Source organism: Nonomuraea sp. NPDC003214, from assembly GCF_053590035.1.
The window spans coordinates 718,712-730,622 of record NZ_JBSFSX010000003.1 but is presented as its reverse complement, the minus strand read 5'-3'; the positions used below and the strand labels follow the sequence as shown (position 1 = coordinate 730,622).

Here is an 11,911-nt window from a genome sequence, read left to right as displayed (position 1 = left end):
GAAACGGGCGAAGCCGTGCGGATCGGTCGGCGGATCCTGCTGGGGCAGGTCGGCCTCCGGTCGTTCCGGCTCAGCTGAATGCACCACGGCGACGAGAGTATTCTAATGGGACATATGAGGTCACAACGGATCTATCACCATCAGGTCTCACCGGCCTGAAGGCTCCATTGTGCCCGCCCGCGCCGCTTGAGCGCCTGCATTCGGTTGAAGAGGTGCGCTAGGCTTGACCTATGCGTTCCGCGACCCTGCTTCTTAGCGGGCCGCGACGGCCCTGAAGATCTCGCCGTCGCGGCTGCCCCTCGTCCTGCATACGAGGGGTTTTTCTATGGGTCCGAGTCAATCAGAAGGACAACCGCCGTGAGTGAGTACGACCCGCAGGCGCTGCAGGCCAAATGGCAGCAGCGATGGGAGGAGCTGGACCCGTTCCGGGCGAGCGAGGACGCCGCCGACCCGCGCGAGCGGCGCTACATGCTCGACATGTTCCCCTACCCCTCCGGCGACCTTCACATGGGCCACGGCGAGGTGTTCGCGATCGCCGACGTGGTCGCGCGCTACTGGTTCCAGCGCGGCTACAACGTCCTGCACCCCATCGGCTGGGACTCCTTCGGCCTGCCCGCCGAGAACGCCGCGATCAAGCGCAACGCCCACCCCGCCGAGTGGACCTACGCCAACATCGAGACGCAGGCCAACTCGTTCAAGCGCTACGGCATCTCCTTCGACTGGTCGCGCCGCCTGCACACCAGCGACGCCGACTACTTCCACTGGAACCAGTGGCTGTTCAACCGCTTCTTCGAGCGCGGCCTGGCCTACCGCAAGGGCGGCCTGGTCAACTGGTGCCCCAACGACCAGACCGTGCTGGCCAACGAGCAGGTCGTGGCCGGCAAGTGCGAGCGGTGCGGCGCGGACGTCGTCAGGCGCGAGCTGACGCAGTGGTACTTCAAGATCACTGACTACGCGCAGCGCCTGCTGGACGACATGGACCAGCTCGAAGGCGGCTGGCCCGAGCGCGTCATGACCATGCAGCGCAACTGGATCGGCCGCTCCGAGGGCGCCGACGTGCTGTTCCAGATCGAGGGCCGCGACGAGCCCGTGCACGTCTACACCACGCGCCCCGACACGCTGTTCGGCGCCACGTTCTTCGTCGTCGCGGTCGACGCCGCGCTGGCCGACGAGATCGTCACCGACGAGCAGCGCCCCGCGTTCGAGGCCTACCGCGCCGAGGTCGCCAAGCTGAGCGACATCGAGCGGCTGTCCACCGACAAGGAGAAAACCGGCGTCTTCCTGGGCCGCCACGCGATCAACCCGGTCAACGGCGAGCGCATCCCCGTCTGGGCCGCCGACTACGTGCTGTCCGACTACGGCCACGGCGCCATCATGGCCGTGCCCGCCCACGACCAGCGCGACCTCGACTTCGCCCGCAAGTTCGGGCTGCCGGTCAAGGTCGTCGTGCACACCGGGCTGGCCGACCCCGGCGAGACCGGCGAGGCCACGCCCGGCGAGGGCCGGCTGGTCAACTCGGGCCCGCTCGACGGCCTGACCAAGGCCGAGGCCATCGCCAAGATCATCGAGATCCTGGAGGTCGACGGCAAGGGCGCCGGCGCGGTCAACTTCCGGCTGCGCGACTGGCTGCTGTCTCGGCAGCGGTTCTGGGGCACGCCGATCCCGATCATCCACTGCGGCGACTGCGGCGAGGTGCCCGTCCCCGACGACCAGCTGCCGGTCACGCTGCCCGACCTGCGCGGCGAGGCGCTGTCGCCCAAGGGCGTCTCCCCGCTGGCCAGCGCCACCGACTGGGTCAACGTCGAGTGCCCCAAGTGCGGCGGCCCGGCCAAGCGCGACACCGACACCATGGACACCTTCGTCGACTCGTCCTGGTACTTCCTGCGCTACTGCTCGCCCGGCTACACCGAGGGCCCGTTCGACATCGAGCAGGTCCGCAAGTGGGGCCCCATCGACCAGTACGTGGGCGGCGTCGAGCACGCGGTGCTGCACCTCCTCTACTCGCGCTTCTTCACCAAGGTCCTGTACGACATGGGCATGGTGAGCTTCACCGAGCCGTTCCTGCGCCTGCTCAACCAGGGCCAGGTGATCAACGGCGGCAAGGCGATGTCGAAGTCCCTGGGCAACGGCGTCGACCTGGGCCAGCAGATCGACGACTACGGCGTCGACGCGGTCCGACTGACGATGGTGTTCGCCGGCCCGCCGGAGGACGACATCGACTGGGCCGACGTGTCGCCGGCGGCGTCGCAGAAGTTCCTGGCCCGCGCCTTCCGGGTGATGGACGAGACGGCCAGCGAGCCGGGCGTCTCCTTCGAGGGCGGCGACCTGGAGCTGCGCAAGATCACCCACCGGACCATCGACGAGGTCACCAAGCTGGTCGAGTCCTACCGCTTCAACGTCGCGGTGGCGCGCATGATGGAGCTGACCACGGCCGCCCGCCGGGCGATCGACTCCGGCCCCGGCGCCGCCGACCCGGCGGTGCGCGAGGCCGCCGAGGCGCTGGCCGTCATGCTGTCGCTGGTCGCCCCCTACACCGCCGAGGAAGGCTGGGAGCGGCTGGGCCACACCGGCGGCACCGTCGCCAAGGCGGGCTGGCCGGTCGCCGACCCGGCGCTGCTCGTGCAGGAGTCAGTCACCTGCGTCGTGCAGGTCGCGGGCAAGGTGCGCGAGCGGCTGGAGGTCCCGCCCGGCATCTCCGAGGACGAGCTGCGCGAGCTGGCCCTGGCCTCCGAGAAGGTCCAGGGCTACCTCCAGGGCACCCCGCGCAAGGTGATCGTCCGGGCGCCCAAGCTGGTCAACATCGTCCCCTGACGCTCACAGCCGGCGCAGGGCCGGCAGGAGGTCCTTCTCCGCCCAGGCGAAGAAGGGCTCCTGCTGGTCGGCGCCGATCTGCACGAGCGCGACGTGGGTGTAGCCGCCGTCGAGGTAGGCGCGCACCGCCTCCACGACCGCGTCCACGTCATTGCCGCACGGCACGCTCTGCGCGACGTCGTCGGGGCGTACGGTCGAGGCGGCGGCCGCGAAGTTGACCGGGCCGGGCAGCTCGGCCATGACCTTCCAGCCGCCGACGCCCGACCAGCGCCACAGCCGGTGCGCGCGTTCCTTGGCCGCCTCGGCGTCGGTGTCGTAGGAGAGCGCGAGCTGCCCGTACACCGGCTTGCCCGAGCCTCCGGCGTCGGCGAACGCGCTCACCACCTCCGGCATCGGGTCGTTGATGACCAGGATGTCCCCGTACTCGGCGGCGAGCCGCGCCGAGCTGGAGCCCGAGGCGGCGATCGCGATCGGCACCGGCTCCTCGGGCAGGTCGTACAGCTTGGCCGAGTCGACGTCGTAGAACTCGCCCTGGTAGGTGACGTAGCCGCCGCCGAACAGCTCGCGGATGATCTGCACGGCCTCACGCAGCATGCGGTGGCGCACGTCGGCGGACGGCCAGCCCTCGCCGATGACGTGCTCGTTGAGGTTCTCGCCCGCGCCGAGGCCGAGCGTGAACCGGCCGCCGCTCAGCACGCCCATCGTGGCCGCCTTCTGCGCCACCACCGCCGGGTGGTAACGCATGATCGGGCAGGTCACGTACGTCATGAGCGGCAGCCGGGCGGTGGCCTGGGCCGCGGCGCCGAGCACCGACCAGGCGTACGGTGAATGGCCCATCTCCTCGACCCACGGGAAGTAGTGGTCGGAGATGACCGCGTAGTCGAAGCCCGCCTGTTCGGCCCGGGCGGCGAAGTCGACGAGCTGCCGGGCGGGCGTCTGCTCGCACATCAGGGTGTAGCCGAATTCTGCCATGATGTCCGGACTACCCGGCTTCGTACAGGCTAGTTACCGGCCGGTGGAGATCAATGATGGTCCGCCAGTTCCTCCACCACCAGGCCGAGCCCGATGCCCAGCAGCCAGATGTCCTTGACGATGCCGATGCCCTCCTGCGACGGGCGCAGGCTGCCCTCCTGGCGCAGGCCCGGCGTCTTCAGGTAGAGCCCGATCAGCCCGCCCGCGAACCCGGTCAGCGCCACCCCGGCCAGCAGCGACGGCACCACGGGCAGCAGCAGGGCGGCGCCGAGCGCGATCTCGGCCTTCGACAGCAGCTTGACGAACCGCTGCGGCTCCAGCTTGCCCAGGAACGGGTACGGGACCGTGGCCATCCCGTGCAGCCCGGCGGCGGCCTGTTCGTCGGCGTGCGCCTTGGACAGGCCGGAGTTCAGGATGATCGCCCCGGCGGCGATCCTGGGCGGCATCTGGTGAGCGCGTGCGCAGAGTCTCATGCCCTGCCCCTGCCCCTGACGTGCGCGGCTGTCCGCTGAGCGCGGAAATTATCCTCTACGGTTCGATGGGCTGCGCATTAGTGTTCAGCTGTGACAACTGGCGCTTACCTGAGATTCCCGCACCTAAACGGTGACCTCGTCACCTTCGTCGCCGACGACGATGTCTGGCTCGCCCCCGTGACCGGCGGCCGGGCCTGGCGGTTCACCGCCGACCGGACCCCCGTCTCGGCCCCGCGTTTCTCCCCCGACGGCAGCCGCATCGCCTGGACCAGCACCCGCGAAGGCGCCCCCGAGGTGTTCGCGGCCGAGCTCGACGGCGGCGAGGGCGAGCGGCTCACCCACTGGGGCTCCGCCACCACCCAGGCGCGCGGCTGGAGCGACGACGGCAGGCCCCGCGCGATCAGCGCCACCGGCCAGGGCGGGCGCAACAGGACGTGGGCGTACGAGATCCCGCTCGACGGCGGCCCCGCCACCCGCCTGCCGTACGGCTGGGTGAGCGACCTGTCCACCAGCGGCGATCGCGTGGTCACCGTGTCGCCCATGTGGCGCGAGCCGTCCGCCTGGAAGCGCTACCGGGGCGGCACGGCGGGCAAGATCTGGATCGACGCCGACGGCACGGGCGAGTTCGCCCGGCTGTTCGCCGACAGCGCCGCCCAGCACTGGGCCGCCATGTGGATCGGCGACCGCATCGCCTTCCTCGCCGACACCGACGGCACCGGCAACCTCTACTCCGCCCTGCCCGACGGCTCCGACCTGCGCCGCCACAGCTCACACGACGCGTTCTACGCGCGCCACGCCGCCACCGACGGCGAGCGCGTCGTCTATTCCCACGCCGGCGACCTGTGGCTGCTGGAAAGCCTGGACGCCGAGCCGTACCCGCTCGACATCCGCCTCGGCGGCCCCCGACCGGCCCGCGCCCGGCGGCCCGCCCCCGCCCGCGTCGGCGGCTTCTCGCCCGACACGTCCGGACGCGCGAGCGCCGTCGAGATCCGCGGCACCGCCCACTGGCTCACCCACCGCGACGGCCCCGCCGGCGCGCTGCGCGTCGAGCCCGGCGTCCGCGTCCGCCTGCCGCGCGCCCTCGGCTCCGACGGCCGCGCGATCTGGGTGTCCGACGCCACCGGCGAGGACGGCCTGGAGATCGGCACGCCCGGCGGCGAGATCCGCACCCTGGCCGCCGGCGAGCTCGGCCGCGTCCTCGAACTGGAGGCCGCCCCCGACGGCAAGCACGCCGCCGTCGCCACCCACGACGGCCGGCTCCTCGTCGCCGACCTGGAGACCGGCGACCTGCGCGAGCTCGACCGCACCGGCTACGGCGACATCAGCGGGCTCACGTTCTCGCCCGACTCCGCCTGGCTCGCCTGGGTGCACCCGCACCACAACCCGCTCTCACAGATCAAGATGGGCCGCCTCGACGGCACCTCCGTCATCGAGGTGACGCCGCTCCGCTTCGCCGACTACGACCCGGTCTTCACCAAGGACGGCAAGCACCTGGCGTTCCTGTCGGTACGCACCTTCGACCCGGTCTACGACGCGCACGTCTTCGACCTGTCGTTCCCCGCCGGCTGCCGGCCGTACCTGGTGCCGCTGCGCGCGGGCACGCCCTCCCCGTTCGACCCGAGCCTCCAGGGGCGCGGCTTCAACGGCGAGGACGACCACCCCACGCCGGAAGAGAAGAAGAAGGACAAGGACGACACACCGCCGCGCACCGAGGTCGACCCCGAAGGGCTCGCCTCCCGCGTCGTGCCCGTCCCGGTCCCCGCCGCCCGCTACAGCAACCTGCGCACCGCCAAGGACGCGCTGCTCTGGCTGCGCCACCCGCTGTCCGGCCAGCTCGGCGACGGCACCGAGCAGACCGGCGAGGTCGTCCTGGAGCGCTACGACCTGGCCAAGCGCGCCAAGTCCGAACTCGGCAAGGAGATCCGCGCCTTCGAAGTGAGCGGCGACGGCACCCGCCTCGTCCTCAACGGCAAGAACGGCCTCCAGACCCGCCCGGCCGGCGACGGCGACGACGTCGTCACCATCGACCTCGACCGGGTCTCCGTCCAGCTCGACCCCGTCGCCGAATGGCGGCAGGGCTACCGCGAGGCCGGGCGGCTCATGCGCGACCACTTCTGGCGCGCCGACATGAACGGCGTCGACTGGCAGGCCGTGCTCGACCGCTACGAGCCGCTGGTCGAGCGGATCGGCTCCCACTCCGAGCTGGTCGACCTGCTCTGGGAGGTGCAGGGCGAGCTCGGCACCTCCCACGCCTACGCCATCGCCAACGGCGCCCCCGTCGACCCGCGCCGCCGGCAGGGCCTGCTCGGCGCCGACCTGTCCCGCGACGACGACGGCACCTGGCGCGTCGCCCGCATCCTGCCGGGCGAGACCTCCGACCACGACGCCCGCTCGCCGCTGCTCGCGCCCGGCGTCGCCGTCCGCGCCGGTGACGCGATCGTCGCCGTCAACGGCCGGCCCGTCGACCCGGCGCGCGGCCCGCTGCCCCTGCTCGCGGGCACGGCGGGCCACCCCGTCGAGCTCACCGTACGGGCCGGCACCGGCGGCGAGCCGCGCAAGGTCGTGGTGACGCCCATCGCCGACGAGCTCCGGCTGCGCTACCACGACTGGGTGGAGAACCGGCGCGCCTACGTCCGCGAGGCGTCCGGCGGCCGGCTCGGCTACCTGCACGTGCCCGACATGGTCGCCGCCGGGTGGGCGCAGTTCCACCGCGACCTGCGTACGGAGATGGCCCGCGAGGGCCTGGTCGTGGACGTGCGCGAGAACGGCGGCGGGCACGTCTCCGAGCTCGTGCTGGAGAAGCTGTCCCGCCGGGTCACCGGCTGGATCCAGGTGCGCGGCAACCAGCCGATGCGCTACCCCGAGGACTCGCCGCGCGGCCCCGTCGTCGCCGTCACCGACGAGTACGCCGGGTCCGACGGCGACATCGTCAGCGCCGGGATCAAGAACCGCGCCATCGGCCCGCTCGTCGGCGTCCGCACCTGGGGCGGCGTGATCGGCATCGACTCACGCTACTCGCTGGTCGACGGCACCGCCGTGACGCAGCCGCGCTACTCGTTCTGGCTCGAAGGGCCCGGATGGGGGGTGGAGAACCACGGCGTCGACCCCGACGTCGAGGTCGTCATCACCCCGCAGGACCGGGTCGCCGGGCGCGACCCGCAGCTTGAGAAGGCCGTCGAGCTCGCGCTCGCCGCGCTGGAGGAGACCCCCGCGGCCACCGCCCCCGACCTGCCGCCCCTGCCCTGACCCGAGGTCTGCGGGGCGGCCCGTACGGCGGCTTTCACGACGACGCCCGACGGTCGCCCCGCACGACGGCCCTCACGACACGCGAGGGTCGCCCCACACGGCGGTCGAGGTGAAGCAGGTCTCGGCCTCCGTCCGCAGGATCACGACGCTGGCCCCGTCGAGGGTCACGTCCATCGTCGCCGGCCGCTTGAGCTGGGCGGCGACCGAGCCGACCTCCTCGTCGGAGTCGGGCTGGCCGTCCTCGTCCCGGTCGGCGAAGACCGTGAACGTCACCGCCTGCTCACTGTCCTCGGCCTCGGCGAGCCCCACCGTGGCCTCGAACCGCTGGTAGCCCTTGCCGAGCGGGAAGACCGTCGTCGCCATGTTCGTCCCGCAGTCGGTCGCGAAGCCGAGGCTGTGCCGGTAGGTGTGCCCGCCGATCCGCTGCGTGCCCTTGATCGGCGCGGACTCGGTCGGGGTCAGGCTCGACAGGAGGAGGGCGCCCTCCGTGAGCGCCGACCGGCCCGGCTCCGGCGACGTGCCCGCCGGCTCCGTGATGGTCGCCGTCGCGGTGACCGTCACCGTGGCCGCCGGCGACGGCGTCACCTGCGCCGCCTGGCTGGCCCCCTCGTCCTTGCCGGCCAGGTAGGTCATGTAGGCCACGACCACGCCCGCCAACGCGGTGATCACCGCGGCCAGGATCTGCCCGTTGCGCCCCTCGCGCGCGGCTTTGACCGCGGGGTCGTCGTCGTCGCGTGGCTCTGTCGTCATTCATCCTCGGCTGGGGGTTACGCGGAGTGAGGAATGACGATCATATCGTCACCGAGGCGATCCTACGCAGGATCTCCTCCAGAACGGGCCGGCCGGTCGCGAAGTTCAGCCGGACGAACGTCTCCCCGCCCGGCCCGAACGCCGCCCCGTCACTCAGCAGCACCCCGGCCTCCCGCTCCAGCACCTCCGCCATCCCCGGCCGGCCGTAACCCAGCCACGCCAGGTAGGTGGCCTCCGGCACCCGGTACGCGACGCCCTCCGGCAGGCCGGACGCGATCAGGTGCCGGTTGTGGTCCAGCAGCGCCCGCGTCTCCTCCAGCCACGCGTCGCCGTGCCGCCACGCCGCGACCGTCGCCTCCACGCCGAACACGCTCGGCGACCCGAACACGAACTCCGGCTGCGCGTCCAGCGCCTTACGCGCCGCCGGCGCGCCCACGTGCGCCACCGAGCAGCGGATCCCGCCCAGGTTGAACGCCTTCGTGGCCGACGTCAGCGTCACGGTACGGTTCGGCAGGATCGTCGCGAACGGGATGTGCCGGTGCGGCTCGTACACCAGGTCGGCGTGGATCTCGTCCGAGATCACCAGCAGGTCGTGCCGCTCCGCGTGCTCCGCCAGCTCCTCCAGCTCCGTCCGGGTGAACACCCTGCCGGTCGGATTGTGTGGATTGACCAGCAGCAGCACCCGGCATCCCGCCAGATCCGGCACCTCGAACCGCCACGAACCCCCGTCCGCCACCATCGGCACCGGCCGCAGCGGCCGGCCCATCGACTCCAGCGTGCCCAGGAACGGGTGATAGGCCGGAGTGTGCAGCGCCACCGCGTCACCCCGCTCGGTGCAGACGTGCAGAAGCACCTGCAGGGCCTGGTTCAGGTCGGAGTACGTGCGCACCGACCCCGCGTCCGCCGCCCAGCCGAACCGCGCGGCCATCCGCTCCGCGAACGCCTCCGCCAGCGGCTCGCACTGCGGGCTGTCCAGCCACACCGGGTAGCCCAGGTCCCCGTCCGCCCGCCGCCGCAGCGCCTCACGCACCGCCGGGGCCGTGCGGAAGTCCATGTCGGCCACCCAGGCGGGAATCACCCCCGGGGCGGCCTTCGCCCACTTCAGTCCGTCATTGGATGCCTTGAAGTCCTTGCCAACGAATGCGTCGCTCACCCGATCAGTGTAGAAACATCCGGATTCGTCCACCGAGCCGGTCCGTCGCCTCGGGCCGACCGGCCCCCTCGCGCCTCACGTCGCCAAGGGCGGCCGCCTCGGCCTTCCCGTAGCCCAGTGGCCTCCACCTCGCCCAGCAGCGGACCAGGGGCTGCTTCACCCAGCGCCCTTCACCACCCCCAGCAGCCTTGAGCATCCCCAGCGGCCTTGACCGTGCCCAGCGGCCTCTACGGCGCGCGACGGCTTTCACGTCGCCGAGGTAAGACGGCGCAACAGCCGCGTCGTACTCCGCCGCCGCCCCCACGCGATCACACCACTCACCACGAGCAGCGCCAACGGCAGCACCACACTGCCCCCGGACACGAACGCCTCCGTCACCACGGCCCCCGCCATCAGCCCCACGAACGCCAGCCCCGCGAGCCCCGCCAGCGCCGGCACCAGCAGCGCAACGGCCCCCGCCACCTCCAGCACCCCGACCAGCTGCCGGAACCAGTCCCCCCAGCCGATCGCCTCGAACGTCGACGCCGCAGGCTCCGCCCCGGCGAACTTCGCCAACGCCCCCATCACGAACCAGCCCGCCGCGACCACCTGCAGCACCCACAGAGCGAACCCGCCCACCTTGCTCTTGTCCATGCAACCGACGCTACGAAGCCCCTGTGGGACGCGGAATCGCCCTGCCTACCGGACCAGGGTGCACCTAGATGCACCACCCCCGCACACACGCCCGCCGAGCCGAACGAGAGAAGCGCGCCCCGACCAGGAAGTCGCACAGGGGTGGGCTCAGCCAGCCGCGAGCTGCCCTCCCGATTACGAGGACCACGCTCATCTCCCGCCGGACCTCAGGCTGGAGCACGGGCCAGCAGATCGGAGGGGGGAGGGCACGAGCAGGGAGGGCGTGAGGGAGGGCCGAGGGTCGGCATGGGCAGCGTGCGGCAGGGGCACCGTGGGGCGGCCGGGGCTGGGCCTGGGACAGGGGCCGGGGCTGGCTCCGTCGTCGGTAGGTGGCGGCCAGGGGTGAGCCGGGGGCGTACAGAGGCAGCGGCAAGCGTGCGTGCCGCGGATGCAGGAGGGGGCATCCGCGGGCACGCCGGGAGGGGGCTCGTGTCGACCGGCTCGGGTACGGGGGTGGGGGCCCGGGCCGGCGTCGAAGGTCAGAGGCGGCGCAGGACCGCTACGACCTTGCCCAGGACACTGGCCTCGTCGCCCGGGATGGGCTCGTAGTTGGGGTTGTGCGGCACCAGCCAGACGTGGCCGTCCTTGCGCTTGAACGTCTTGACCGTGGCCTCGCCCTCGATCATGGCGGCCACGATGTCGCCGCTCTCGGCGACCGGCTGCTGGCGGACCACGACCCAGTCGCCGTCGGCGATGGCGGCGTCGATCATCGAGTCACCGGCGACCTGGAGGAGGAACAGCGTGCCCTCGCCGACAAGCTGCTTGGGCAGCGCGAAGACGTCCTCGACGCTCTCCTCGGCCAGGATCGGGCCACCGGCGGCGATGCGGCCCACGAGCGGGACGTAGGCGGCGGTGGGCCGGCTGACGGGCGACTCGTCGTTGGAGGCGTCGGGGTCGACCCAGAGCACCGGCTCGCCCGGCAGGCGGACCTCAAGCGCGCGCGGGCGGTGTGGGTCACGCCGCAGATAGCCCTTGCGCTGCAGGGCGGTCAACTGGTGCGACACGCTGGACGTGCTCGTCAACTGCACGGCTTCGCCGATCTCGCGCATGGACGGCGGATAGCCGCGCTGCTGCACCGAGTCGCGGATCACCTCAAGGATCTTGCGCTGCCTCGGGGTCAGCCCCAGGGAGTCACGTCGGCGCACCGCGAGGTCGGTGACCCCGTTTGCGTCGTCCCGCTCGCTCATGCTCTGCCTCCTCGCCCGGCGGGCCGCCTTACCGGCACCCCTCCCGGTCCGTGGTCTTGATGTCGCACACAGCGACCGTATCGCTCTTGAAGATCATCTTCAAACAATTGTTCGAGTCTTCCTCGAAATCGGTCGCGGCGTGGTGTACAACATCGTACGGGAGTTCGATCGACATCGTGTTCGATATGCCGATCTTTATGTGGCCCGTTTCGCGGGCCGCGACGGCGGGAGGTCAATCGTGCGAACGACCACAATCACAGACGCGACCAGCGACGACGTCAATCATCTCACCCTCATCGCCGACGCCACCCAGGACAGACGCCCCGCCCGGGCGCACGGGGAATCCGGGGGCGGCGACGCGGCGGCGGGGGGCGGGGAGGCCGGGGGGCGGGCGAGGGGGAAGGTGAGCGGGCGTTCGAGAACTCGCGGGGGAGGCGCTGGGCGGTCATACGGGGACGGGGAGGGCATTCGGCGCGCCGGTCGTTCGGCGGGAGGTTCGCGGAGCCGTGGCGTGACCGGCTCCGCGGGTGGTGGCGCTGGGGAGCGCGGATCGGCAGGGGGTCGTGGCATGGGGGAGCGTGGGCAAGCGCGGGGGCGTGGCGTAGGCGACCCCGGCGCGGCGGGACGTGGCGCGGGCGGGCCGGGCG

Annotated in this window: 8 protein-coding genes; 2 read left to right on the top strand and 6 right to left on the bottom strand. The window is 71.9% G+C overall.

The genetic code is table 11. The features are described 5' to 3' along the window. Positions 1-357 precede the first annotated feature (357 nt). Positions 358-2,811 (top strand): leucine--tRNA ligase, encoded by a 2,454-nt coding sequence (gene leuS / locus ACWDXC_RS12200; protein WP_449980928.1) that lies wholly within the window; start codon positions 358-360, stop codon positions 2,809-2,811. Positions 2,812-2,814: 3 nt separating this feature from the next. Here the strand turns inward: leuS and ACWDXC_RS12195 are convergent, their stop codons facing one another. After that, entirely contained in the window at positions 2,815-3,783 is a 969-nt protein-coding gene (locus tag ACWDXC_RS12195) for a TIGR03557 family F420-dependent LLM class oxidoreductase (protein WP_357588571.1), read from the bottom strand. Between the two features lie 50 nt (positions 3,784-3,833). Then, positions 3,834-4,256, bottom strand: a complete 423-nt coding sequence (locus ACWDXC_RS12190) for a hypothetical protein (protein ID WP_449980926.1) — start codon at positions 4,254-4,256, stop codon at positions 3,834-3,836. A gap of 90 nt (positions 4,257-4,346) precedes the next feature. On the opposite strand from ACWDXC_RS12190, the gene ACWDXC_RS12185 reads away from it, so the two are divergent. Then, positions 4,347-7,502, top strand: coding sequence for a S41 family peptidase (locus ACWDXC_RS12185; RefSeq protein ID WP_449980924.1), 3,156 nt, complete (start codon positions 4,347-4,349; stop codon positions 7,500-7,502). Between the two features lie 72 nt (positions 7,503-7,574). Here the strand turns inward: ACWDXC_RS12185 and ACWDXC_RS12180 are convergent, their stop codons facing one another. The 4 genes from ACWDXC_RS12180 to lexA form a co-directional block, all read right to left on the bottom strand. Then, positions 7,575-8,252: an NPCBM/NEW2 domain-containing protein gene (locus ACWDXC_RS12180; protein ID WP_364181088.1), complete on the bottom strand. Its 678-nt coding sequence runs from the start codon at positions 8,250-8,252 to the stop codon at positions 7,575-7,577. Between the two features lie 40 nt (positions 8,253-8,292). Further along, positions 8,293-9,405 (bottom strand): MalY/PatB family protein, encoded by a 1,113-nt coding sequence (locus ACWDXC_RS12175; protein WP_449980921.1) that lies wholly within the window; start codon positions 9,403-9,405, stop codon positions 8,293-8,295. Between the two features lie 246 nt (positions 9,406-9,651). After that, positions 9,652-10,038, bottom strand: a complete 387-nt coding sequence (locus tag ACWDXC_RS12170; protein WP_449980919.1) for a DoxX family protein — start codon at positions 10,036-10,038, stop codon at positions 9,652-9,654. A 518-nt stretch (positions 10,039-10,556) separates the two neighbouring features. Beyond that, complete coding sequence (lexA, locus tag ACWDXC_RS12165; RefSeq protein ID WP_364181097.1) at positions 10,557-11,264, bottom strand: transcriptional repressor LexA; 708 nt, start codon at positions 11,262-11,264, stop codon at positions 10,557-10,559. Positions 11,265-11,911: the final 647 nt, after the last annotated feature.

Excerpts from the sequence above, each read along its gene's own strand:
- ACWDXC_RS12195 (WP_357588571.1), bottom strand. The coding sequence starts at position 3,783 with ATGGCAGAATTCGGCTACACCCTGATGTGCGAGCAGACGCCCGCCCGG.
- ACWDXC_RS12180 (WP_364181088.1), bottom strand. The coding sequence starts at position 8,252 with ATGACGACAGAGCCACGCGACGACGACGACCCCGCGGTCAAAGCCGCG.
- lexA (WP_364181097.1), bottom strand. The coding sequence starts at position 11,264 with ATGAGCGAGCGGGACGACGCAAACGGGGTCACCGACCTCGCGGTGCGC.
- ACWDXC_RS12190 (WP_449980926.1), bottom strand. The coding sequence starts at position 4,256 with ATGAGACTCTGCGCACGCGCTCACCAGATGCCGCCCAGGATCGCCGCC.
- ACWDXC_RS12170 (WP_449980919.1), bottom strand. The coding sequence starts at position 10,038 with ATGGACAAGAGCAAGGTGGGCGGGTTCGCTCTGTGGGTGCTGCAGGTG.